Annotated in this window: 20 protein-coding genes and 1 tRNA gene; 11 read left to right on the forward strand and 10 right to left on the reverse strand. The window is 72.0% G+C overall.

Translation table 11 applies throughout. The features are described 5' to 3' along the window. Positions 1-168: 168 nt before the first annotated feature. From AC3IX6_RS22990 to AC3IX6_RS23000, 3 genes are all read right to left on the reverse strand, one after another. Entirely contained in the window at positions 169-1,146 is a 978-nt protein-coding gene (locus AC3IX6_RS22990; RefSeq protein WP_112451977.1) for a ribose-phosphate diphosphokinase, read from the reverse strand. 133 nt (positions 1,147-1,279) lie between these two features. After that, positions 1,280-2,725 (reverse strand): bifunctional UDP-N-acetylglucosamine diphosphorylase/glucosamine-1-phosphate N-acetyltransferase GlmU, encoded by a 1,446-nt coding sequence (gene glmU / locus AC3IX6_RS22995; RefSeq protein WP_489364162.1) that lies wholly within the window; start codon positions 2,723-2,725, stop codon positions 1,280-1,282. A gap of 108 nt (positions 2,726-2,833) precedes the next feature. Beyond that, positions 2,834-2,905: transfer RNA gene (locus tag AC3IX6_RS23000), tRNA-Gln, on the reverse strand. A gap of 154 nt (positions 2,906-3,059) precedes the next feature. Between AC3IX6_RS23000 and AC3IX6_RS23005 the strand changes: the two genes are divergently transcribed. Genes AC3IX6_RS23005 through AC3IX6_RS23015 form a run of 3 tightly spaced genes read left to right on the forward strand, consistent with a single transcriptional unit; the run spans position 3,060 to position 5,446 of the window. Further along, a complete protein-coding gene (locus AC3IX6_RS23005) occupies positions 3,060-4,322 on the forward strand; it encodes a sensor histidine kinase (RefSeq protein ID WP_489364164.1) in 1,263 nt (420 codons plus the stop codon). A gap of 6 nt (positions 4,323-4,328) precedes the next feature. After that, on the forward strand, positions 4,329-4,874 hold the full coding sequence (locus tag AC3IX6_RS23010; protein WP_489364166.1) for a ferredoxin: 546 nt from the start codon (positions 4,329-4,331) through the stop codon (positions 4,872-4,874). Between the two features lie 29 nt (positions 4,875-4,903). Next, a complete protein-coding gene (locus tag AC3IX6_RS23015) occupies positions 4,904-5,446 on the forward strand; it encodes a hypothetical protein (RefSeq protein ID WP_489364168.1) in 543 nt (180 codons plus the stop codon). 5 nt (positions 5,447-5,451) lie between these two features. Here the strand turns inward: AC3IX6_RS23015 and AC3IX6_RS23020 are convergent, their stop codons facing one another. Beyond that, the gene (locus tag AC3IX6_RS23020; protein ID WP_489364170.1) at positions 5,452-5,976 is read right to left on the reverse strand and encodes an SUKH-3 domain-containing protein; all 525 of its coding nucleotides are present in this window, start codon (positions 5,974-5,976) and stop codon (positions 5,452-5,454) included. Between the two features lie 5 nt (positions 5,977-5,981). Further along, positions 5,982-6,647 (reverse strand): YwqJ-related putative deaminase, encoded by a 666-nt coding sequence (locus AC3IX6_RS23025; RefSeq protein ID WP_489364172.1) that lies wholly within the window; start codon positions 6,645-6,647, stop codon positions 5,982-5,984. A 229-nt stretch (positions 6,648-6,876) separates the two neighbouring features. On the opposite strand from AC3IX6_RS23025, the gene AC3IX6_RS23030 reads away from it, so the two are divergent. The 3 genes from AC3IX6_RS23030 (at position 6,877) to AC3IX6_RS23040 (ending at position 11,458) form a co-directional block, all read left to right on the forward strand. Further along, positions 6,877-7,938 (forward strand): SMI1/KNR4 family protein, encoded by a 1,062-nt coding sequence (locus AC3IX6_RS23030; RefSeq protein WP_489364174.1) that lies wholly within the window; start codon positions 6,877-6,879, stop codon positions 7,936-7,938. A 7-nt stretch (positions 7,939-7,945) separates the two neighbouring features. Beyond that, positions 7,946-10,426 carry an SUKH-4 family immunity protein gene (locus AC3IX6_RS23035; RefSeq protein ID WP_489364176.1) on the forward strand — a complete coding sequence of 827 codons (2,481 nt, stop codon included), beginning with the start codon at positions 7,946-7,948 and terminating at the stop codon, positions 10,424-10,426. Positions 10,427-10,585: 159 nt separating this feature from the next. Continuing rightward, on the forward strand, positions 10,586-11,458 hold the full coding sequence (locus tag AC3IX6_RS23040) for a DivIVA domain-containing protein (RefSeq protein WP_489364177.1): 873 nt from the start codon (positions 10,586-10,588) through the stop codon (positions 11,456-11,458). Positions 11,459-11,548: 90 nt separating this feature from the next. Here the strand turns inward: AC3IX6_RS23040 and AC3IX6_RS23045 are convergent, their stop codons facing one another. Further along, positions 11,549-12,361, reverse strand: a complete 813-nt coding sequence (locus tag AC3IX6_RS23045; RefSeq protein ID WP_489364179.1) for a hypothetical protein — start codon at positions 12,359-12,361, stop codon at positions 11,549-11,551. Between the two features lie 175 nt (positions 12,362-12,536). Beyond that, positions 12,537-14,093 carry an MFS transporter gene (locus AC3IX6_RS23050; RefSeq protein WP_489364180.1) on the reverse strand — a complete coding sequence of 519 codons (1,557 nt, stop codon included), beginning with the start codon at positions 14,091-14,093 and terminating at the stop codon, positions 12,537-12,539. Positions 14,094-14,541: 448 nt separating this feature from the next. Here AC3IX6_RS23050 and AC3IX6_RS23055 point away from each other — a divergent pair, with 448 nt between their 5' ends. Next, positions 14,542-15,318, forward strand: a complete 777-nt coding sequence (locus tag AC3IX6_RS23055) for an ABC transporter ATP-binding protein (protein ID WP_284715691.1) — start codon at positions 14,542-14,544, stop codon at positions 15,316-15,318. After that, the gene (locus tag AC3IX6_RS23060) at positions 15,315-17,888 is read left to right on the forward strand and encodes an ABC transporter permease (protein ID WP_489364182.1); all 2,574 of its coding nucleotides are present in this window, start codon (positions 15,315-15,317) and stop codon (positions 17,886-17,888) included. Before AC3IX6_RS23055 ends, AC3IX6_RS23060 begins: the two co-directional genes overlap by 4 nt. Before the next feature lie 70 nt (positions 17,889-17,958). Here the strand turns inward: AC3IX6_RS23060 and AC3IX6_RS23065 are convergent, their stop codons facing one another. Then, positions 17,959-18,333: a type II toxin-antitoxin system VapC family toxin gene (locus tag AC3IX6_RS23065; protein WP_489364183.1), complete on the reverse strand. Its 375-nt coding sequence runs from the start codon at positions 18,331-18,333 to the stop codon at positions 17,959-17,961. After that, positions 18,330-18,605 (reverse strand): type II toxin-antitoxin system Phd/YefM family antitoxin, encoded by a 276-nt coding sequence (locus AC3IX6_RS23070; RefSeq protein ID WP_489364185.1) that lies wholly within the window; start codon positions 18,603-18,605, stop codon positions 18,330-18,332. Before AC3IX6_RS23070 ends, AC3IX6_RS23065 begins: the two co-directional genes overlap by 4 nt. Positions 18,606-18,834: 229 nt before the next feature. Here AC3IX6_RS23070 and mfd point away from each other — a divergent pair, with 229 nt between their 5' ends. Next, entirely contained in the window at positions 18,835-22,371 is a 3,537-nt protein-coding gene (mfd, locus tag AC3IX6_RS23075) for a transcription-repair coupling factor (protein WP_489364187.1), read from the forward strand. A gap of 110 nt (positions 22,372-22,481) precedes the next feature. Here the strand turns inward: mfd and AC3IX6_RS23080 are convergent, their stop codons facing one another. Continuing rightward, the gene (locus AC3IX6_RS23080) at positions 22,482-22,643 is read right to left on the reverse strand and encodes an Rv0909 family putative TA system antitoxin (RefSeq protein ID WP_327253092.1); all 162 of its coding nucleotides are present in this window, start codon (positions 22,641-22,643) and stop codon (positions 22,482-22,484) included. Positions 22,644-22,753: 110 nt separating this feature from the next. On the opposite strand from AC3IX6_RS23080, the gene AC3IX6_RS23085 reads away from it, so the two are divergent. Both AC3IX6_RS23085 and AC3IX6_RS23090 read left to right on the forward strand, forming a co-directional pair. Beyond that, on the forward strand, positions 22,754-23,236 hold the full coding sequence (locus AC3IX6_RS23085; RefSeq protein ID WP_489364189.1) for an HNH endonuclease family protein: 483 nt from the start codon (positions 22,754-22,756) through the stop codon (positions 23,234-23,236). A gap of 75 nt (positions 23,237-23,311) precedes the next feature. Next, positions 23,312-24,052: an HNH endonuclease family protein gene (locus AC3IX6_RS23090; protein ID WP_489364191.1), complete on the forward strand. Its 741-nt coding sequence runs from the start codon at positions 23,312-23,314 to the stop codon at positions 24,050-24,052. Positions 24,053-24,114: the final 62 nt, after the last annotated feature.

The following is a 24,114-nucleotide window of genomic DNA, read 5'->3' on the forward strand; positions in this document are numbered from 1 at the left end:
GGACGACAGTCACCCGGCCGGAACACGGCCTGCTACGAAGAGCGCGTCGATAACGGAGCACCGGAACCTGTCGCAAAAACAGGTACGGCCTCCCTCGCCGAGCAACTCAAGGAGTGTACCCGGCGGGGAGGCCGTACCCAAAAATGATCTAACGCACAGCGGACGTGCTTACTGCTGCTCTTCGAACAGGCTGGTGACCGAGCCGTCCTCGAAGACCTCGCGCACGGCGCGGGCGATCATCGGGGCGATGGAGAGCACCGTGATCTTGTCGAGCTCCAGGTCGGACGGGTCCGGCAGGGTGTTCGTGAACACGAACTCGCTGACCTTGGAGTTCTTCAGGCGGTCGGCGGCCGGGCCCGACAGGATGCCGTGCGTGGCCGTCACGATGACGTCCTCCGCGCCGTGCGCGAAGAGCGCGTCGGCGGCGGCGCAGATGGTGCCACCCGTGTCGATCATGTCGTCGACCAGGACGCAGACGCGGCCCTTGACCTCACCGACGACCTCGTGGACGGTCACCTGGTTGGCGACGTCCTTGTCGCGGCGCTTGTGCACGATCGCCAGGGGGGCGTCCAGGCGGTCGCACCAGCGGTCGGCGACGCGCACGCGGCCGGCGTCCGGGGAGACGATCGTCAGCTTGGAGCGGTCGACCTTGGCACCGACGTAGTCCGCGAGGACCGACAGGGCCGAAAGGTGGTCGACCGGGCCGTCGAAGAAGCCCTGGATCTGGTCGGTGTGCAGATCGACCGTGAGGATGCGGTCGGCACCCGCGGTCTTCAGCAGGTCCGCGACCAGGCGCGCCGAGATCGGCTCGCGGCCCTTGTGCTTCTTGTCCTGGCGGGCGTACCCGTAGGACGGGACGATCACGGTGATGGAGCGTGCCGACGCGCGCTTGAGCGCGTCGATCATGATCAGCTGCTCCATGATCCACTTGTTGATCGGAGCCGTGTGGCTCTGGATCAGGAAGCAGTCCGCGCCACGCGCCGACTCCTGGAATCGGACGTAGATCTCGCCGTTCGCGAAGTCGAAAGCCTTGGTCGGCACGAGGCCGACACCGAGCTGGTGCGCGACCTCCTCGGCCAGCTCGGGGTGGGCGCGGCCGGAGAAGAGCATCAGCTTCTTCTCGCCGGTCGTCTTGATCCCGGTCACAGCACTGTCTCCTCAGACGTGGGAAAGCTGCTCGCCCCCATGTGCGTCCGTCCCGCACACGGTGAGCCAGCCGAATTGCGTTCACGTATCACGGTACGCCGTCTCGGGCGTAGCCGTTTCCGGTCAGTTCACCTCAGCGTTCGTCGGAGTCCTCGTGGACCGCCGACTGAGCGGCCGTTGCGGCGGCGCTTCCCGGACGCTTGCGGGCCACCCAGCCCTCGATATTCCGCTGCTGGCCACGGGCCACGGCCAGGGCGCCGGGCGGCACGTCCTTCGTGATCACGGAGCCGGCGGCCGTGTAGGCGCCGTCCCCGATGGTGACGGGAGCCACAAACATGTTGTCCGAACCCGTCTTGCAGTGTGAGCCGACGGTGGTGTGGTGCTTGTGCTCGCCGTCGTAGTTCACGAACACGCTGGCGGCGCCGATGTTCGTGTACTCGCCGATCGTCGCGTCGCCGACGTAGGACAGGTGCGGGACCTTGGTGCCCTCGCCGATCGTGGCGTTCTTCATCTCCACGTACGTGCCGGCCTTGGCCTTCGCGCCCAGGTTCGTGCCCGGACGCAGGTAGGCGAAGGGGCCGACGCTCGCCGAGGCGCCGACGACGGCGGTGTCCGCCACGGTGTTGTCCACCCGGGCGCCGGCGCCGACGTGCGTGTCCTTCAGGCGGGTGTTGGGGCCGACCTCGGCCTGCTCGGCGATGTGCGTGGTGCCGAGCAGCTGGGTGCCGGGGTGCACGATCGCGTCCTGGCCGAAAGTCACCGTCACGTCGACGAGCGTGCTCGCCGGGTCGACGATCGTCACGCCGGCGAGCATGGCGCGCTCCAGCAGGCGGGCGTTCAGCAGGGCGCGGGCCTCGGCGAGCTGGACCCGGTTGTTGATCCCGAGGATCTGCCGGTGGTCCGCGCCCACGGCCGCGCCGACGCGGTGGCCGGCCTCGCGCAGGATGCCGAGCACGTCGGTGAGGTACTCCTCGCCCTGGCTGTTGTCGGTGCGGACCTTGCCGAGGGCGTCCGCGAGGAGGGCGCCGTCGAAGGCGAAGACCCCGGAGTTGATCTCGCGGATGGCGCGCTGGGCGTCGGTCGCGTCCTTGTGCTCGACGATGGCGGTGACCGCCCCGTCGGCGCCGCGGATGATCCGGCCGTAGCCGGTGGAGTCGGGGACCTCGGCGGTCAGCACGGTGACGGCGTTGCCGTCGGCCTCGTGCGTGGCCGTCAGCGCGGCCAGGGTCTCGCCGGTCAGCAGCGGGGTGTCGCCGCAGACGACGACCACGGTGCCGGCCGGCCGGTCGCCGAGCTCTTCGAGGGCCATCCGGACGGCGTGCCCGGTGCCGTTCTGCTCGTACTGGACCGCGGTGCGGACGTCGGCGTCGATCGCGGAGAGGTGCGCGGTGACCTGCTCGCGGGCGTGGCCCACGACGACGACGAGGTGGGTGGGGTCCAGCTCGCGGGAGGCGGCGACGACGTGACCGACGAGCGAGCGCCCGCTGATCTCGTGCAGAACCTTGGGTGTGGCCGACTTCATGCGGGTGCCTTCACCCGCTGCGAGTACGACGACGGCTGCCGGGCGGTTGGCGCTCACGGGTGTGCCCTTCGGCTTCGGGTGGTGGACCCGTGAAGGATACCGGTGGGTTTAAGGCCCTAAACGAGGGTGGGTCCCGACTGGAAAGTCAGGACCCGGACCGTGGGGCTCCCCTGTCAGGACTCGAACCCGAACATAAGGCACCAAAAGCCTCAGTGCTGCCAATTACACCACAGGGGATTAATCGACTAAACCAGACATTAAGCCCTGGCGGTCGAGCCGACGGGACCTACTATGCCGCACCGGGCGCCCTGAATGCGACGGTACAAATCCGAGCCCTTCAGCGGGATTTCCGGTCGCCTGCGGACCGGGGCCGCTGCGTAGGCTGGTCCGTATGACCAGTACGGGGGAAGAGCAGGGAAGGGCGGGGGCCGGGCGGGACGGGCCCCTGTGGTGGGAGCGGCGCAGGTCGGCCGTGTTGGACGTGGGGCTCGGCGCGGTGTCGGCCGTCGAATGCGGGGTGGAGGGAATCGCCTTCGCCCACGAGGCGGGGATCCCGGTCTTCGCCGGAGTGCTGTTCGGACTGCTGGTGGGGGCCGTGCTCGTGCTGCGGCGGCGCTGGCCGATCGTCGTGGTGCTCGTCGGCATCGCGGTGTCGCCGGCGGCCATGGGCTTCCTGCTCGGGGTGGTCGGGCTGTACACGCTGGCCGCCTCCGAGGTGCCCCGGCGGATCACCGCGACCCTGGCGTCGATGTCGCTGGCCGCGACCTACGTGGCGATGTACATGCGGATCTGGAACGACCCCGACGTCACCCGCACCTTCGCCATCACCCTGTCCGTGTTCGTGGCGGTGGCGCTGACCGTGCCGCCGGTGCTGTTCGGGCTGTACACGGCGGCCCGCAGACGACTGATGGAGAGCCTCCAGGAGCGGGCGGACTCGCTGGAACGGGAGCTGTCGCTGCTCGCGGACCGGGCGGAGGAACGCGCCGAGTGGGCCCGTACGGAGGAGCGGACCCGGATCGCGCGCGAGATGCACGACGTCGTGGCGCACCGGGTGTCGCTCATGGTGGTGCACGCGGCGGCGCTCCAGGCGATCGCCGCCAAGGACCCGGCGAAGGCGGCGAAGAACGCCGCGCTGGTCGGGGACATGGGACGGCAGGCGCTGACGGAGTTGCGCGAGATGCTCGGCGTGCTGCGGGCCCAGGCCCCGAAGCCGGCGGCCCTGACGGCGCCGGTGGCCCTGCTGGGGACCTTCGACGACGGGCCGACGCTGGCCGAGCTGGAGGTGCTGGTCGGACAGTCGCGGGCGGCCGGGATGACCGTGGAGCTGGACGTGCGCGGCGAGTACTCCGCGTACGTGGCCGAGGTGGAGCAGACGGCCTACCGCGTGGTGCAGGAGGCGCTGACCAACTGCCACAAGCACGCCGCGGGCGCACGCGTCGTCGTACGGCTGGCGCACCGGGAGGGGGAGGTGGCCATGCAGGTGGAGAACGGCCCCTGCGACGGCAAGGCGGCCGAGCCGGGCCTGCCGAGCGGCGGGAACGGCCTGGTCGGCATGCGCGAGCGGGTCCTCGGCCTGGGCGGGGTGTTCGTGTCCGGCCCGACGGACGAAGGCGGCTTCAAGGTCTCGGCGGTCCTGCCGAGCGAGCGGGGGTAGGGGCGGATGGCCTGGGATCCGGTGGCGGAGCTGACGGACGAGGAACGCCGGTCTTTCGGGATCCACGGTGCGCACCGGCCGTACTGGGAGGGGCGGCTCTGGACGAACCTGCCCGGGCCGTTCTACACGAGGGACAACGACACCTGCTGGACCGGGCGGACCGAGGCGCCCGACAACGTGCTGTACGAGGGCGAATACTTCACCGAGTACGTGTTCCGGCAGCCCCGGGGTCCGGCCGAGGTGCGGGGGCTGGCCCGGGCCGCGGCGATCGAGATCACCGCGGGCTACGCGTGCGACGGGGACGTGGGGTGGACGCCCGGACTGGTGCGGGAGTGGTGGGCCGCCAGGGCGCGGATCGAGGAGGATCTGGCGGCGGCCTCGGCCGAGTTCGCGAAGTCGCGGGATCCGCAGGGCGTGGACGCGGCTGCCGGTGTGCGGCAGTACCGCGCCTACTTGGACGGTGGCGGCCTCGCGGCTGATCTGCGGGCGTATGTTTTCCGGCTGGAGGAAGGCCGGTACCCGGAGGCCGGGGAGCGGCTGCCGGAGCTGTGAGGCGCGGCGGTGAAACAGGGGAGGGCGGTATGGCGGTGGGCTGGGATCCGATCGGGGAGCTGACGGGTGAGGATCGGAAGCTGTTTCAGGGGCGGTGGGAGAAGAGGCTCTGGCTGAACGTGCCGGGGCCCTTCTACACGGGCGAGACGGACACGTGCTGGACCGGGCGGCTGAACGCGCCGCGCAACGTGATGTACGCGGCGAGCACCGAGGGCACGCTCGAGTACGTGTTCCGGCAGCCGCGGAGCCCGGCCGAGGTGCGCGAGGTGGTGAACGCGGCCGACGAGGAGCCGTTCCAGGAGTACGCGTACGACGGGGACCGCTGGTGGACCCCGGAGACGGTGCGCCGGTGGTGGGCCGGGCGGGGCCGGGTCGAGGAGCACCTGGAGCTCACGCTGGCCGAGTACGGGGACAGCGTCCACCCCGCCGACCGGGACGCCGCCGTGGGGGCGCGGGAGTTCCGGGCCTACCTGGAGGGCGGGCTCGCCGCCGATCTGCGGGCGTACCTGTTCCGGCTGGAGGAGGGCCGCTACCCCGGGGAAGGGGAGCGGCTCCCCGGGCTGGAGGGCTAGGCCGTCTAGCCCGTCGTCAGGCGGGTCGGCTGGAGGCCGGTGAGGAGGAGGGTGAGGGCCTCGTCGAGGCTCGCGCCGAGGTACCAGTCGCCGGTGTGGTCCACGCAGTAGACGCGGCCCTCGCGGTCGAGGGCGAGGTGGGACCCCCCGCCGGCCAGGTGCGTGTCGGCCTCGACGCCGAGCGGGCAGAGCTGGGTGGACAGGGCGCGGCCGAGGTCCGCGAAGGTGCGGGCGAGGTGGAGGCCCGTGAGGGGGTCCACGCGTATCGCGGTGGGCGCGATCTGGCGGCCGGGGCCCGGGGCGGTGACGGTGAGGTTCCCGAACTCCGCCCAGGCTTCGACGGCGGCCGGGAAGACGGTGTGCCGGTGCCCGGCGGGGGTGGTGTGGTCGCGCAGGGCGTCGGCCCAGTACTCGGCCTGCTTGATGTCCCAGCGGCCCGGCTCCCAGCCGGCGGTGCGCAGGGCGGAGTCCACGGCGACGGGGAAGCGGGTGGCCGAGGAGCGGGCGTACGAAGCGGAAGCGGTGGTCATGGCGGCTACTCGCGGTGGGAGAGGTCGACGGGACGTACGCCGAAGTGGGCGAGGAGGGCCTCGCAGGAGCGGCAGGGAGGTGCGTAGCTGCCGTGGAGCGGGTCGCCGTCCTCGCGGATGCGGCGGGCGGTGATCTTGGAGTGCTTCAGCGAGCGGCGGGCCTCGCTGGGCGTCAGGGGCTTGCGCGAGGCGCGCTTGCTGCGGGCGCCCTCCACGGTGGCGAGGTGGCGGGAGAGCAGGATCGCCTCCGGACACCGGCCGGTGAAACGTTCGCGCTGGCCGCTCGTGAGGGTGTCGAGGAAATCCTGTACGAGCGCGTGCAGCACGGGCGGCTGGTCCGCCTTGCCGGCCGTGCCGGTGAGGGTCTCGCCGCGTACGGACAGGGCGGCGGCCACGGTGGGCAGGATCCCGTCGCGGCGGAAGCGGAGCGTGGGCACGGCGGGGCGGCCGTCCCCGCCGCCGCCCCAGCGCAGGCGGGGATCGCCGGAGCCCTGGTCGGCCGCGGCGCCGGTCTGCGCCGGGACGGCCGCCGGGCCGCCGGTTCCCGCCGGGCCGCCGGTTCCCGCGGGGCCGCCGGGCCCGGCAGGGCCCGCGGGGTCCGCGGATCCCCGGGCTCCCGCGCCTCCTGAGTGGGCGTCGGCCGCTGCTGTGCGTGTTGCCGTGTTCTGCATGGTGCGCTTTCCCTCCCGTGGCCGCGGTGCTGACCGCTGTCGCGCACGCCCCCGTGCTGTGGGGACAGCCTGTCAAATGTCTCCTCGCCTGTGGAAGCGGGGTCGAATATTCGTATCAATTCGGATCTTCCCGGCCGTCCCGCGGGGTCCCCGCACACGCGCGGGTGACGTCCTTGCCGGAGCACATAGGCTGTGGTGAACCAGCCAGATCCAGCAGGGGGCTACCGCCATGACGACAGGTCGGCTCGGGCATCAGGCCGCGCCACCCAACGCCGCTTACTCGGGGCAGGTCGTGCATTTCCCGGACCCCGTCCGGGCCGCGCGCCATCCCCACGGAGTCCGCATCGACGCGAACGGCCATCCCGACTTCGCGGCGTACGCGCGCGCGGCCGTCGAGATCGCCGAGCCCCCGGAGGGCTTCGGCGTGGACGAGCTGCGCCTGACCGACTGCGTGTCCGCGAACGCGGCCATGCGGGCGACCGGCCACGAACTGTGGGACACGGTCGGCCCGGTGTCGACCCCGCACGGCTGGACCTGGCACCACGTGTCCGGCACGCGCCGGATGGAGCTGGTCCCCGTCGAGGTCAAGTGCCTGCTGAGGCACCACGCCGGTCTGGCGACGGCGGCGGTGGACCACGGCAAGCGCGGGACGCGGCCGTTGCAGGAGGTGCGCCCGGTGCACCTGGGACTGCCCAAGACGGTGGTCTCGGTGTCCGAGCAGCAGGTCCAGGGCGTCGAGGAGGACCTCGGCTACCGGCTCCCGGAGGCGTACCGCTCCTTCCTGAAGGCGGCGGGCGGCTGCGCGCCGGTGGGCACGGGCCTCGACGTGGAGCTGGGACTGCTGGTGGACCAGCCGTTCTTCACGGTGCGCGAGGAGGCGGCGGTCAACGACCTCGTCTACGTCAACAAGTGCCTGCGGGACCACCTGACGAAGGACTACCTGTGCGTGGCCTTCGCCCAGGGCGGGCTCCTCGCGGTGAAGGTCCGCGGGGAGGCCGTCGGCTCGGTCTGGTTCTCTCCGTACGACGATGCGCGCGACCAGGACGGCTGGTCGGTGCAGGAACGCGTGGAGCGGTTGCTGCTGCCGTGCGGTACGGATTTCGACGCCTTCCTGGAACGGCTGGCGGGCAATCCGCCGGAACTGGAAACGGTGGCCGGTCTGATGGTGGACGGCGGATTCGCGCGCTCGGTTCCCGTGACGGGTCCGGCTTCGGGCGCGGGTTCGAGTGCGGGTTCGACGGACCGTTCGGTTCCGGGTGCCGGGCCGGCAGCGGCACCGGTGGAGGGGTGACGGCGCGATGGTGACGTTTGCGCAGGCGCAGGAGCGCGCCGAGGAGTGGATCAACGGGGACGTGCCCGCGTACCAGCACCGCGAGGTGCGCGTACGGGAGTTCGGACTCGGTTTCGTGGTGTGGGCGGAGGACCGCCCCGCGGGCCCGGTGTCCGGGGGCGGCCGCCAGCGGCTCGTCATCGCGCGGGACAGCGGGGAGGTGACGCTCTGGCCCGGCCTGCCGGTGGGTGAGGTGATCCGCCGCTACGAGGAGGAGTACGGGGCGTCGGCCGCGCAGGCCGAGGCTTCGGTGCCGGTGCCGCGCATCGACTCGGAACAGACCTCGTTCATGCTGAGTCCGCCGGAGTGGCTCCAGGAGGCGGCGGACCGGGCCGGGATCCCGGCGGCTCCGGCGAACCCGGTGGCCCCGGTGACTCCTCCGGCTCCTCCGGCGCCGGCCGGGCAGGCGGCTCCGGCCGCTTCCGGGGCGGGCGCTTCGGAGCCGGGCCCGGAGCCCGTGCCGCTGCGGCGCGGGGGAGAGGTCCCCTACGAGCCGACCGCCAACGACGGGGTGCCCGCCGCGGTCCCGACCGGGGCCACGCCCTGGGCCGGGACCGACGTGAACCCCGGTGCGGACTCCGTGTCCGTACCGCTGCCGGCGACGGTGTTCGCGCCGCCGCTGTCCGGCTCGGACCTGGACGACGCCCCGGCGCCCTCGGGACCGGGGCCGGAGGCGCGCACGACCCTCATGCCCAGGGGCAGTGAACTGCCGAAGACCGCCGTCGTGCCCGCGCTGAACCCGGAGTCGGGGGCGGGGCAGGGCCAGGCGTCCGGTCCCGGTTCGGCCTCCGGCGGGGACATCGCCGACGCGCCGACGAGCAAGGCCCGGGTCAACCGGCCCGGGACCCCCGCGCCCGTGACTCCGCCGGGTCCGCCCGGTGCGCCGGGCGGCGGTGCGGAGTCGCCTTCGTACGCCGCCACGATGCTGGCCGGTCCCGGCGGACCGCAGCAGCCCGGCCCGCCCGGTCCGCCCGGAGCTCCGGGCGGCGGGCTGGACCACGCCGCGACGATGCTGGCGGGTCCGGCCGTGACGGGGCAGCCCGCGCCTCCCGGTCCGCCGGGGGCTCCCGGGGCCTCCGGCGGGCGCGGAGACGCGTACGCGGCCACCATGCTGGCCGGTCCCGGCGTCCCCCAGCCGCCCGGTCCGCCCGGCCGGCCCGGCGTTCCGTCGGGTGCCGGGCAGCCGCCCGCGCCGCCCGGTCCCCCCGGCGTGCCCGGGGGCGGGCTGGACCACGCCGCGACGATGCTGGCGGGTCCGGCCGTGACGGGGCAGCCCGCGCCTCCCGGTCCGCCGGGAGCTCCCGGGGCCTCCGGCGGGCGCGGAGACGCGTACGCCGCCACGATGCTGGCCGGTCCCGGCGGACCGCAGCAGCCCGGCCCGCCCGGACCGCCCGGGGTTCCGCAGGGCGCCGGGCAGCAGGCACCCGTACACGCGCCGCAGGCCCCCGCACCGCAGGCCCCCGCACCCGGGGTGCCCACGGTCGGCCCCGGCTACCAGGCCGTGCTGCGCTACCGCGCGCCCGACGGTTCCGAGCAGCAGCTCATCCGCCGTTCCGCGCCCGGCACCCCGCACCCGGAGTGGCAGATCCTGTACGAGCTGCGGGCGATGAACGTGCCTCCGCAGCAGGTGCTGGAGCTGCACACCGAGCTGGCCTCGTGCGAGCTGCCCGGCGGCTACTGCGCGCGCATGATCCGCGAGACCTGGCCGCAGGTCCGGATCACCAGCGTGGCCCCGTACGGGACGGACCACGCGGGCCGCCAGCAGGGCATGCGGCACCTGCTGACCCACCAGGGCGAACTGCACCAGGTGGCGGACGGGCCGGCGCGCCCCGCGCCGGTGCGCGCACCGCTGCCGCAGCTGCCCTTGCAGCCGGCGATCCCGCTGGACGCGATCGCGCAGGAGCTGGCGGGGGCGTTCGGGCCGCAGGGGGTGTTCCGCTTCGAGCAGCGCGCGGTGTCCCGGCAGGGTGTGCCGGAGATCGTGGCGCAGACGCTGATGTGGTCCGGACTGCCCGTCGATTTCGGGCCGTTCTTCTGGGCCCAGGCCGTGCCGGGTGCCCCGCTGCCGACGCTGGCCGAACTGGCGGCGCAGCGGCAGGTGCAGCCGGCCTCGGACGCGGGCTCGTACCTGGTGGTGGGCAGTGACTTCGGCAAGGCGCTGTGCGTGCAGTACGGGACCGCGCACATCGTGGCGGTGCCGGTGGAGAGCGGTCCGGGCGGGGCGCCCGTGCCCCCGCAGTTCGTGAACTCCTCGCTGCCGCAGTTCGTACGGTCCCTGGCGATGCTGGGTCACATGTGGCGGCTGCGCCAGCATCTGACGCCGGAACAGGCGGGCCGCTGGACCGTCGATTTCCAGGCGAATCTTGCGGGGCTGGACAGCGCGGCGCTCGCGTCGCCGGAGAACTGGTGGTCGGTGCTGCTGGAACAGATGTGGGACGGGCTCCTCTGACCGGTTCCTGTTGATCTCGCACGGATCCTCCGCGGGTCCTGCCGTCGTCCGGATGGCCGGGTCGTGACCCTCGAACAGGGTCTCGGCCCGGCCATTCGGGCTTCTGGGAGCAAATGACGCATCCTTGACAGGAACCCCCGCGAGAGAGGCGCTTCCAGGATGAGTGCACCCTTTACGACCGTGCGTGGCCGTGGCTACCGGGCGGAAGAGGTGGACCGGTACCTCGCCCGGCTCTCGGGGAGCCGGGACGAGGCCTGGGAGCGGGTGGCCCGCCTTACCGTGCTGGCCAGGAACATGGAGGCGGAGGCGGAGCGGCTGCGCGTGGAGGTCTCCGGACTGGCCCCGCAGACGTACGAGGAGCTCGGCGAGCGCGCCCGCCGGATCCTGCTGCTGGCCGAGGAGGAGGCCGAGACCCTACGGGGTGACGCGCGGGCGGACGCGCTGGCGACGGCGGGCGCCGCCGAGGCGCACGCCGACCGGGTGACGGAGCTGGCGCGCGGCGACGCGGAGGCGGTGCGCGAGCAGACCGAGGTCCGGGCCCGGCAGGCGCTGCTGCGGGCGGGGCGCGAGGCGGACGACGCGCGGACCGGGGCGCGGGACGACGCGGCGGCCTGGCGGGCGGAGGCGCAGGCGGCGCTGGCGGACACGGCCCGCCGGGCGGACGCGCTGCTCGCCGAGCGCGAGCAGGAACACGCGGAGCGCTGGGACGCGGCGGAGCGGGAGCTGGCGGCGCGGGACGCGGAGCTGGAGTCCCGGCACGCGGAGCTGGAGCGGTACGCGGAATCCCGGCTGGCGGAGGCGAAGCGGGCGTTCGCACAGGCCCAGGAGACCGCCCGGCACGGCCAGGAGGACGCGGAGGCGCGGGCGGCGGAGCTGATCGCGGAGGCACGGGTGCGGGAGGAGCGGGTCGGGCGGGAGACGGAGCGGATCCTGCGGGAACACGGGGAGTCCCAGGACGAGATGCGGGCCCACATGAACCACGTCCGCTCCAGCCTGGCCGCCCTGACGGGCCGCGCCCCTGCGGAGGGCTGACCCGGGCGGGTACGCGCGGTGCCGCTGCCGGGGACCAGTCCCCGGACCCCTGCGCCTCAAACGCCGGAGGGGCTGGACGGTGCGGATCCGTCAGGACGGCGGCGGGCCGTAGGGGGCCGGGTCGCTGCGGAGGCCGTGGGTGGTGACCACCACGGTGAAGGCGGGCGGCGCCGTCGAGGGGAGGGGCGCGGTCAGGGTTCCGGCCGGGGTGACGGTCGTCGGGAGGGCGGTGCCGTCCAGCTCGACCCGCGGGTTGTCCCCGAAGCCGCCGCCCTCGACGGTGAGGAGACCGTCCGTCACGGAGACCCTCGTGATCACCGGATTGCCCCGCACCGCCACCTTGTTCAGGAGATAGGCGCCGGCCGGCGCCCCCGTCAGCGCCCACATCTCCGTCGGCAGCTTCGGCAGCCCGCCGCCCACGTCCGTGACGAAGAACGCCACCACGTACAGCATCGTGACCGCGCTCAGGGCGACGTACTGCAGGTCGACCAGGTCGGTCCGCCCGCCGTCGTTCGAGATCAGGTCGTGCATCGGGCGCCGCTCGGTGCCCTTCGGCGCGGGTTTGGCCATGGAGCCCCGCTCCACCCGCATGCCGACCACGGCCTTCGCCGCGATCAGGGCGGCGTACGGGCCCCCGAGCAGCGGGAGGTAGACGGTCGTCAGGGAGGACAGGGGTCCCTCGGGGCCCCGGAACCAGTCGACGCCGCCGCCCGCGGTGAGTCCGTAGCCGAGGGTCGCCAGGAGCAGCCAGACCAGGATCACCGTCCAGGCCAGGGCGAGCGTGGTCGAGGTGGAGAGGCGTCCGTCGCGGCCGGTGACGAAGCCGGGGTGGCGGAGCAGGCGCAGGACGATCGGGCCCGCCAGGGCGGCGAGTAAGGCGAGTGCGAAGAGCGCGGACGTCATGTGTGGTCCCCCCGGGAGTGCGGCGTCTCCGCAGAGGGTTACCGACTCGGCCCGGGCATGACAAGTTCCCGGCCCCTCCGCAGCGGCCCTTTCGCGCCAACCCCGCCAACCCCGCCAACCCCGCCGTGCCCGCCGTGCCCGCCGGCGCCCGCTCCAGCCCGCACGCCTGCCGCCCTCACCCCTCGCGTTGTTCCGGCAGCACCGGGAACCGGCGCGGCGCCACCAGCAGCAGCACCAGGGCCGACGCGGCCGCCGCCATGCTCGCGCCGAGGAAGATGTGGTCCCCGGCGGCGGCCACCGCCCGGCGCAGGTACTCGGAGGCCTCAGGGGAAAGCAGGCCGGGGTGGGTCAGGGCCCTGGCCACGTCGTCCAGGTTCGTGGGGAGCCCGGGCACCGGGGCCTCCGAGAGCCGGGCGGCGATGGTGGCGTTGGCGACGGCCCCCAGCAGCGCCGCCCCGACGCTCTGTCCGACGTTGCGGCAGAACAGCACCGAGGCCGTCGTGGTTCCGCGCTCCTCCCAGCCCACCGTGGACTGGACCCCGACGACCAGCGGGAGCTGGAAGAGGCCGAGGGCCGCGCCCAGCAGCAGCATGATCAGTACCGGCTGCCAGGTCGGGGCGGGGTAGGGGAGCAGGGCGAAGGAGCCGAGGATCAGGGCGGCCAGCCCGACCCCGGTGGCGGCGGTGTTGCGGAAGCCGATGCGCCGGTAGACGTGCTGGGCGAGGGCGGCGCTGATCGGCCAGCTCAGGGTCATCGCGGAGGCGACCAGGCCGGCGCCGGTGGGGCCGAGGCCCAGGACGGACTGGGCGTACGTCGGCATGAACAGCATCGGGGCGACCATCAGCAGGCCGAGCCCGGCCATGGCCAGGTTGACGGCGGCGATGGTGCGCCGGCGCCACACCCAGCCGGGCAGGATGGGCTGCTCGGCCCGGCGTTCGATCCGGACGACGACCACGCCCAGCGCCGCGGCGGCTCCGAGCAGGACCAGGGAGGGCGCCGACAGCCAGGGCCAGGCGACCCCGCCCTGCACCAGCGCGAAGAGCAGCAGCCCCCCGCAGGCGAAGACGGCGACGGCTCCCGGCCAGTCGACGGGGCCGGTACGGCCGGGGGCCCGGGTGGGCTCGACCAGGTGGCGGCTGATGATCCACAGGGCGGCGGCGGCCAGCGGCAGGTTGAGCAGGAAGATCCAGCGCCAGTCGGTGTACGCGGCGATCAGCCCGCCGAGCGCGGGGCCGGCCAGTGCCGAGCCGGCCCAGACCACGGACATCCGGGACTGGATGCGCGGCCGGTCCTTGAGGGGGTAGAGATCGGCGGCCAGGGTCTGCACGGTGCCCTGCAGCGCGCCGCCGCCCAGGCCCTGGAGGATCCGGAAGGCGATGAGGGCGGCCATGTTCCAGGCGCCCGCGCACAGCAGGGAGCCGAGCAGGAAGAGGCTGATGCCGAAGAGCAGGACGGGCTTGCGGCCGTAGGTGTCGGAGAGCTTGCCGTAGACGGGCAGGGTGACCGTTCCGGCCAGGATGTAGCCCGAGAAGATCCAGGAGAAGACGGCGAAGCCGCCGAGGTCGCCGACGATCTGCGGGACGGCGGTGGCGACGATGGCGCCGTCGAGGGCGACGAGGCCCATGGTCAGCATCAGGGCGGCGACGACGGCCGTACGGGGTCGCCCGGCCGGGGCCGCCGGCTGCGTACCGGTACCCGTGACCGCGCCCGCGCCGGCATCCGCACCCGCCATGGCGGAGGCTTGGCCCCCGGACCCGGCCCGGTCCTCCTCGGGTATGCCACCGGCACTGTCGTCGGTACTCGCGCCCGTGCTCTCCCCTGAGCCCATGAAAAACCCTTCACCCCGTGCGTACCTGCGCGGACACCTTCTCACTGCGGCATTACGGGGTGGTATCCCCCGAGGGCGCCTCGTCCCAACGGGCGAGATCCCCTAGGGGTTGGTCCTCATAAGGGTCCAGGGGTGCTTCGTCCCGGGGGAGGAGGAGGAAAGGCCGCCCGGGTCCTTAACTGGTTTCTACAGGGCGGGAGTCCGGGGGGTAGGGCTAGCACCCCTATGGATACGGCGATTGGCACCAGCGCGCCGCGGCACCCCGCCCAGCAGACTTCGAATGAAGCGCATCACAGCGCACGCACCGACGACCAGACGCACCGACACGAGGGGAAACACCGTGACAACGGCTATGACCGAAACCAGGCACGGGGGTACTGGAGGGCATGAGGCCGTCGCGGCACGGGCACGGAAGGTCGTCAAGGCCTACGGCTCCGGCGAGACGCGGGTCGTCGCCCTCGACGCGGTGGACGTGGACATCCACCGCGGCCAGTTCACCGCGATCATGGGGCCCTCCGGCTCCGGCAAGTCCACGCTGATGCACTGCCTGGCCGGCCTGGACACGGTCACGAGCGGCCAGATCTTCCTGGACGACACCGAGATCACCGGCCTGAAGGACAAGAAGCTCACGCAGCTGCGCCGCGACCGGATCGGCTTCATCTTCCAGGCCTTCAACCTGCTGCCGACGCTCAACGCCCTGGAGAACATCACGCTCCCCATGGACATCGCCGGCCGCAAGGCCGACGCGGAGTGGCTGAACCGGGTCGTGGAGACCGTGGGTCTGGCGGGCCGCCTCAAGCACCGTCCGACCGAGCTCTCCGGCGGCCAGCAGCAGCGCGTGGCGGTCGCCCGCGCCCTGGCCTCCCGGCCCCAGATCATCTTCGGCGACGAGCCCACCGGAAACCTCGACTCCCGGGCCGGCGCGGAGGTCCTCGGCTTCCTGCGCCGTTCGGTGAACGAGCTGGGCCAGACCATCGTCATGGTCACCCACGACCCGGTCGCCGCCTCCTACGCGGACCGCGTCATCTTCCTCGCCGACGGCCGGATCGTGGACGAGATGTACACGCCCACCGCCGACCAGGTCCTGGACCGCATGAAGGACTTCGACGCCCGTGGGCGGACGTCATGACCGTCATGAAGACCGCGCGGCGCAACTTCTTCGCGCACAAGGGGCGCATGGCGCTCTCCGCCGTGGCCGTCCTGCTCTCCGTCGCCTTCGTCTGCGGGACGCTGGTGTTCACGGACACCATGAACACCACCTTCGACAAGCTGTTCGCGGTCACCAACTCCAATGTCACGATCACCCCGAAGGAGGCCGAGAACAGCGGGGAGACCCCCGACACCGGCAAGCCGCAGGGCCTCCCCGCCTCGGTCGTCGAGCAGGTGAAGAAGGCCGAGGGCGTACGGTCCGCCGAGGGCGGCGTGTCCTCGATGGCGGTCACCGTCGTCAACTCCAAGAACGAGAACCTCGGCTCGTCCACGGGAGCCCCGACCTTCGCGGGCAACTGGACCGAGAACGAACTGCGGTCGATGAAGATCATCGAGGGGCAGGCCCCGCGCGGCCCCACCGACGTGATGATCGACAGCGACACGGCCAAGAAGCACCACCTCGAGCTCGGTGACGACATCCGCACCATCGCCGTCACCGGCGACATCCGCTCCAAGATCACCGGCATCGCCGCCTTCACCGTGACCAACCCGGGTGCGACCGTCGTCTACTTCGACACCGCCACCGCGCAGCAGAAGCTGCTCGGCGCCGCGGGCACCTTCACCCACGTCAACGTCACGGCCAAGGACGGGGTGAGCGACGCCCAGCTCAAGACGAACGTCGCGTCCGCCCTCGGCGCCGACGCCTACAAGCTGCAGACCGCCAAGGAAGCCGCGGACGACAACCGCAAGAACATGGACTTCCTCGACATCATGAAGTGGGTGATGCTCGGCTTCGCCGCGATCGCCTTCCTCGTCGGGATCTTCCTGATCTTCAACACCTTCTCGATGCTGGTCGCCCAGCGCACCCGGGAGATCGGCCTGATGCGGGCCATCGGCGCCGACAGCGGCCAGGTCCTCAAGTCGGTGGTCATCGAGGCCCTGCTGCTCGGCGTGGTCGGCTCGATCCTCGGCGTCGCCGCCGGCGTCGGCCTGGCCGTCGGCCTGATGCAGCTCATGAGCCAGATGGGCATGAGCCTGTCCACCGAGGACCTGACCATCGCCTGGACCACCCCGGTCATCGGCATCGTCCTCGGCGTCGTCGTCACCGTCGTCTCCGCCTTCATACCGGCCCGCCGGGCCGGCAAGGTCTCCCCGATGGCCGCCCTGCGCGAGTCCGGCACCCCCGGCGACAAGAAGGCCGGCCGGATCCGTGCCGCCCTGGGGCTGGGCCTCACCGGCATCGGCGCCGCGGCCCTGTACCTCGCCGGCAGCGCCGACGCCGCCGGCACCGGAGCACAGTGGCTGGGCCTGGGCGTCCTGTTCACCCTCATCGGGTTCATCGTGATCGGCCCGCTCCTCGCGAGCGTCGTGGTCCGGGCCCTGTCCGCCCCGGTGCTGCGGCCCTTCGGCTCCATCGGCCGCCTCGCCGAGCGCAACGCGCTGCGCAACCCGCGCCGCACCGGCGCCACCGCCGCCGCGCTGATGATCGGGCTCGCCCTGGTCGCCTGCCTGTCGGTGGTCGGCTCCTCGATGGTGGCCTCGGCCACCGACGAGCTCGACAAGTCGGTCGGCGCGGACTTCATCGTCCAGTCCATGACCGGGCAGCCGGTCGTACCGCAGGCCGAGGAAGCCCTGCGGCGGACCCAGGGCCTGGCACACGTCACCACCTACCGGGAGGTCGACGCCAAGATCACCGCCCCCGACGGCACCACCGAGTCCGACGGCCTCGGGGTCCAGGACCCCACCTACGCCAAGGACGTCCGACGCAAGACGACCGCCGGCGAGCACGCCGACGCGTACAAGCCGGGCTCGATGTCGGTGGGTTCCGAATACGCCACCAAGCACCAGGTCAAGCTCGGTGACGAGCTGACGGTCGCCTTCACCGGCGGCAAGACCGCCAAGCTCAAGGTCGCGGCGATCACCAGCGACGAGGGCAACCTCGACAAGGGCATGAAGTACGTCAGCACCGCCGTCGCCGAGGCGAACCTGCCCGCCGACAAGCTGCCCAGGCCCTTCATGGTGCTCGCCACCGCGAAGGACGGCCAGGACGACGCCGCCTACGCGGCGGTCAAGTCGGCGCTGGCCGAGTACCCGCAGTACCAGGTGCTCAACCAGACGGACTACAAGCAGGCGCTGAAGGACCAGGTCGGCCAGCTCCTGAACGTGGTCTACGCCCTCCTCGCCCTCGCGATCATCGTCGCGGTCCTGGGTGTGGTGAACACCCTGGCCCTCTCGGTGGTCGAGCGGACCCGCGAGATCGGCCTGATGCGCGCCATCGGCCTCTCCCGCCGCCAGCTGCGCCGCATGATCCGCCTGGAGTCCGTGGTCATCGCCCTCTTCGGCGCCCTGCTGGGCCTCGGCCTGGGCATGGGCTGGGGCGCCACCGCCCACCAGCTCCTCGCACTGCAGGGCATGAAGATCCTCGAGATCCCGTGGCCCACCATCCTCGGCGTGTTCGCCGGCTCCGCACTGGTCGGCCTGCTGGCCGCACTGGTCCCCGCCTTCCGGGCGGGCCGGATGAACGTCCTGAACGCGATCGCCAGCGAGTAGTCGCCGGCCGGTCGTACGGGGGAGCCCCGGCCCCGCCTCACCCGTTCGGGTGGGGCGGGGCCGGGGTCGTTCACACGCTCATGACGGGCACGTCGTAGAGCGGGATGTACTTGTCCCGGGTGACGAGGGTGAGCCCCTCCGTCTGGGCCTGGGCGATCAGTATCCGGTCGAAGGGGTCCCTGTGGTGCAAGGGCAGCTGACCCGCCCGGATTCCGTGAAGAGCCGTGATCGGGAGGGGCCTGAGCTGGCAGTCCCGGGCCTGCTCCGGCAGGTCCTCCGGGCCGTCCAACTTGCCGAGCGCCTGCTTGACGGACAGTTCCCAGGGGGTGACGGCGCTGACGTGGACGAGCCGCTCGGTGTCGAGGAGGTGCTTGACTTCGTCCGACAGTTGAGGAGAGTCCGTCAGCCACCAGACGATGACGTGCGTGTCGGCCAGGAGCTTCACTCGGAGGCCTCGGCGCCAGGGGCCGGGAGCAGTCCGAAGGCCTCGGCGAAGCCGGGATCGTCGGACATGTCGTCGAAGTCCTCGTGGAAGACGACGGGCTCGGTGACCGACCCTCGGGCGGTCCGCCGGACCTTCCCCGCGAGCGGGATCACCTTGGCCACCGGCTCGCCGGCCTTGCTGATGATCACTTCTTCGCCGGTGGCGACGGTCTCCAGGATCTTGGAGAAGTTGGTCTTGGCCTCATGGACGTTGTACTGCCGGGCCGCTTCCATCGCGTACTCCAGGGCATGGGGCAGAGGTGGACTAACTATCGGGCTAAGCGTAATCAGGTCGGTCCAGTCCGCGCCAGTTCCATCACCCCCACGGGGGACCCGAATCCCACGCGCGGCTGTCGGAGCCGCGTCGTAGGGTGGGAACCCCCGGCCCGTTCGACGTGTCGGGTCCTTCGCGTTGCCGCCTCGCGGGGACGCGCCGCACCTCATCGGATGGAAAGCCGCCTTCATGAGCCTGCACGGACTGCTCGACGCCGTCACCCGGGACCCCGCACTCGCCGAGGCGGTCACCGCGGCCGGGGACGGCAACCGCATGCACGTGGACCTCGTCGGCCCGGCGGCCGCGCGGCCCTTCGCCATCGCCGCGCTGGCCGCCCGTACCGGGCGGACCGTGCTCGCGGTGACCGCCACCGGACGGGAGGCGGAGGACCTGGCCGCCGCGCTGCGCTCGATGCTCAACCCCGACGAGGTCGCGGAGTACCCCTCCTGGGAGACGCTGCCGCACGAACGGCTGAGCCCGCGCAGCGACACCGTGGGCCGCCGGATCGCCGTACTGCGCCGGCTCGCGCACCCGAGCAAGGACGACCCCGCCGCCGGACCGGTCTCCGTGGTCGTCGCGCCGATCCGGTCCGTGCTCCAGCCGCAGGTCAAGGGGCTCGGGGACCTGGTCCCGGTGAGCCTGCGCCAGGGCGAGAGCGTGGACCTCGGCGCGGTGACGCAGGCACTCGCCGCGGCCGCGTACGCCCGCGTGGAGCTCGTCGAGAAGCGCGGCGAGTTCGCGGTGCGCGGCGGCATCCTCGACGTGTTCCCGCCCACCGAGGAACACCCGCTGCGCGTGGAGTTCTGGGGCGACGAGGTCGAGGAGATCCGTTACTTCAAGGTCGCCGACCAGCGCTCCCTGGAGATCGCCGAGCACGGCCTGTGGGCCCCGCCCTGCCGGGAACTGCTCCTCACCGACCAGGTGCGCGAACGCGCCGCGGCCCTCGCCGAGCTCCACCCCGAGCTCGGCGAACTGCTGCACAAGATCGCCGAAGGGATCGCCGTCGAGGGCATGGAATCCCTGGCTCCGGTCCTGGTCGACGACATGGAGCTGCTGATCGACGTCCTGCCCGCCGGTTCCATGGCCGTCGTGTGCGACCCGGAGCGGGTGCGGACGCGGGCCTCGGACCTGGTGGCGACCTCGCAGGAGTTCCTGATGGCCTCCTGGGCCGCCACGGCCGGCGGCGGCGAGGCCCCCATCGACGTGGGCGCGGCCTCGCTCCGCGGGATCGCCGACGTACGGGAGCACGCGCGCGAGCTCGGCATGATGTGGTGGTCGGTGTCCCCCTTCGCGGCGGACGAGGACGCAGCGGTCGGCCGCGACACCCTCACCCTCGGCATGCACGCCCCCGAGGCCTACCGCGGGGACACCGCCCGCGCGCTCGCCGACACCAAGGCCTGGCTCGCCGACGGCTGGCGCACCGTCTACCTGACCGAGGGCCACGGGCCGGCCGCCCGTACCGTCGAGGTGCTCGGCGGCGAGGGCATCGCGGCCCGCCTGGAGGCGGACGTCAACGTCCTGGAGCCCTCCCTGGTCCACGTCTCGTGCGGCTCCCTCGACAACGGCTTCGTGGACCCGGTCCTCAAGCTCGCCGTCCTCACCGAGACCGACCTGACCGGCCAGCGCACCGCCACCAAGGACCTCGGCCGGATGCCGACCCGGCGCCGCAAGACGATCGACCCCCTCACCCTGGAGGTCGGCGACTACATCGTCCACGAGCAGCACGGCGTCGGCCGCTACATCGAGATGGTGCAGCGCACCGTGCAGGGCGCCACCCGCGAGTACCTGCTCGTCGAGTACGCGCCGGCCAAGCGCGGCCAGCCCGGCGACCGCCTCTACATCCCCACCGACCAGCTGGAGCAGGTCACCAAGTACGTCGGCGGCGAGGCCCCGACCCTGCACCGGCTCGGCGGCGCCGACTGGACCAAGACCAAGGCGCGCGCGAAGAAGGCGGTCAAGGAGATCGCCGCCGACCTCATCAAGCTCTACAGCGCCCGCATGGCGGCCCCCGGCCACACCTTCGGCCCGGACACCCCCTGGCAGCGCGAGCTGGAGGACGCCTTCCCGTACGCGGAGACCCCCGACCAGCTCACCACCATCGCCGAGGTCAAGGAGGACATGGAGAAGTCCGTCCCCATGGACCGGCTGATCTGCGGCGACGTGGGCTACGGCAAGACCGAGATCGCGGTCCGCGCCGCCTTCAAGGCCGTCCAGGACGGCAAGCAGGTCGCCGTCCTCGTCCCGACCACCCTGCTGGTGCAGCAGCACTTCGGGACCTTCTCCGAGCGGTACGCGCAGTTCCCGGTCAAGGTGAAGGCGCTGTCCCGCTTCCAGAGCGACACCGAGTCCAAGGCGACGCTGGAGGGCCTGCGCGAGGGCTCCGTCGACATCGTCATCGGCACGCACCGGCTGTTCTCGCAGGAGACCAAGTTCAAGGACCTGGGCCTGGTCATCGTCGACGAGGAGCAGCGGTTCGGCGTCGAGCACAAGGAGCAGCTCAAGAAGCTGCGCGCCAACGTCGACGTGCTGACGATGTCCGCGACCCCCATCCCGCGCACCCTGGAGATGGCGGTGACCGGCATCCGCGAGATGTCCACGATCACCACCCCGCCCGAGGAGCGCCACCCGGTCCTGACCTTCGTCGGGCCCTACGAGGAGAAGCAGATCGGCGCAGCGATCCGCCGCGAACTGCTCCGCGAGGGCCAGTGCTTCTACATCCACAACCGGGTCGAGTCCATCGACCGGGCGGCCGCCAAGCTCCGCGAGATCGTGCCCGAGGCGCGCATCGCGACGGCGCACGGCCAGATGTCCGAACAGGCCCTGGAACAGGTCGTGGTGGACTTCTGGGAGAAGAAGTTCGACGTCCTGGTCTCGACGACGATCGTCGAATCCGGCATCGACATCTCCAACGCCAACACCCTCATCGTCGAGCGCGGCGACAACTTCGGCCTCTCCCAGCTCCACCAGCTGCGCGGCCGCGTGGGCCGTGGCCGCGAGCGCGGGTACGCGTACTTCCTGTACCCGCCGGAGAAGCCGCTGACCGAGACCGCGCACGAGCGGCTCGCGACGATCGCCCAGCACACCGAGATGGGCGCGGGCATGTACGTGGCGATGAAGGACCTGGAGATCCGCGGCGCGGGCAACCTGCTCGGCGGCGAGCAGTCCGGCCACATCGCGGGCGTCGGCTTCGACCTCTACATCCGGATGGTCGGCGAGGCCGTGGCCGACTACCGGGCGGCCATCGACGGCGGGGTGGAGGAGGAGCCGTCGCTGGAGGTCAAGATCGAGCTGCCGGTCGACGCGCACGTCCCGCACGACTACGCGCCGGGCGAGCGGCTGCGCCTCCAGGCGTACCGGTCCATCGCGGCGGCCAACTCCGAGGAGGACGTCAAGGCGGTCCGCGAGGAGCTCACCGACCGCTACGGCAAGCTGCCGGAGCCGGTGGAGAACCTGCTGCTGGTGGCCGGACTGCGGATGCTCGCCCGCGCTTGCGGGGTCGGCGACATCACCCTCCAGGGCCCGAACATCCGCTTCGGGCCGGTGGAGTTGCGCGAATCACAGGAGCTGCGGCTGAAGCGGCTCTACCCGGGGTCGGTCATCAAGCCGGCCGCCTCGCAGGTGCTGGTGCCGCGGCCGAAGACGGCCCGGGTGGGCGGGAAGCCGCTGGTCGGACGGGAACTGCTGGGCTGGACCGGGGAGTTCCTCGCCACGATCCTCGGCTCGTAGGCGCGGCTCCCGTAGGCACGGCGACGTAGGCACAGCTCCCGTAGGTACGGCGACGGCCGCGGCGGGGACCTTCCGGTCCCGTGTCGCGGCCGATCGCGTTCCCGCGGGGGCTACTTGTTCGGGTCGTCGTCGATGCCGAGCTTCTCTTCCATCTGCTGCTGGGCCTTGTCGATCTGGTCGGCGTACTTGTTGCCGGTCTTCTCGTTGGCCTCTTGTTCGAGGTTGTCCGAGATGTCCTTGCCCTTGTCCTTGAACCTGTCGAAAATCCCCATGCTCGGGCTCCTTCCGTGATCCCGTTTGCGACGCTACTCCCGTTTGGGGTGGTTCGCCTGCTGGAGGGTCGGAACGTCCCGTAAAGGCAGGGAGTTTATGATCTTGTCCCATGCGCTCCCACCTGCTGCTTCCCGCCCTCCTCCTCGCCTCCGCCGTCGCGGTCTCCGGCTGTACGGCGCTGCCCGGGTCCGGCGGCGGTGCGGTTGCGAACGCTCCCGGCCCGGCCAACGGCCCGGTGGCCCTGGCCTCGGTGGACGGGCTCGCGGTCAAGGGGCGGGCGCCGAAGACGGGGTACGCGCGCGAGCGGTTCGGCAAGGGCTGGCTGGACACGGACGGCAGCGGCTGCGGGACCCGCGAGGACATCCTCAAGCGGGACCTGGCCCGGACCACCTTCAAGGACGGCTGCAAGGTGCTGACCGGGGTACTGGAGAAGGACCCCTACACAGGGGCCCGCATCACGCACGAACGGAGCCGCACCGGCGTGGACATCGACCACATCGTGGCCCTCTCCGACGCCTGGCAGAAGGGGGCCGGAGGCTGGGACAAGGGCAAGCGGATCGCCTTCGCCAATGATCTTATGTTGGCGGTTTAGGTGTCTCACGGTGTTGTGTCTCACGAACGGAATCGGCGGAGCGGGGTTGTCCAGGTGAACGGGGTGGGGGCGCGGGTGACCCGCGTGTCGGTGGCCGGGTGCTTCCTGGCCGTGGCAGGGGCTGCCCTGGCTGCCTGCGCGGTGACCGGGCCGGAGGGTGGCGGCGAACCGGTGGGCGATCGTGGGGTAGCGGGTCCACTCACGAACACGAACGGCATCAAGCCGGGTCTTGCGGCGATCGCCGCCGAGAGTGAGAAGTCAGCGGCTCGCGACCTGATCGACAAGGTCACGGCCAAGGGGCGCGGGTCGAAGACCGGCTACGAGCGCAAGGAGTTCGGTCCGGCCTGGACGGACACCGCCGACGGGGTCCCTTTCGCCCGTAACGGCTGCGACACCCGTAATGACCTGCTGAAACGTGACGGCAGGGCGGTCCGCTTCCGGTCCGGCTCGGACTGCGTGGTGGTGGCGATGACCCTGTCCGACCCGTACACAGGCAAGGACATCACCTGGAAGAAGGAGAAGGCTGCCGAGGTTCAGACAGACCACGTCGTGCCGCTGTCATACGCGTGGCAGATGGGAGCGTCCCGCTGGGACGCGGCGAAGCGACAGCGGTTCGCCAACGACGGCCTGAACCTCCTGCCGGTGTCGGGACGGGCCAACTCGTCCAAGGGCGACTCAGGTCCGGCTTCCTGGCTGCCGCCGAACAAGGCCATCCGATGCTCGTACGTGGTGCGGTTCGCGCAGGTGGCGCAGAAGTACGAGCTTTCTGTGACGTCGGCGGACAAGAACGCGATGCTCAAGCAGTGCGGCGGTTGATTGGCCAGCCGTCCGGCAGTCCTGCACGCGGGTGCTGTCAGAGCAGTGTGGAACTGTGCGCG

It is taken from the genome of Streptomyces sp. GL_141 (assembly GCF_057834385.1).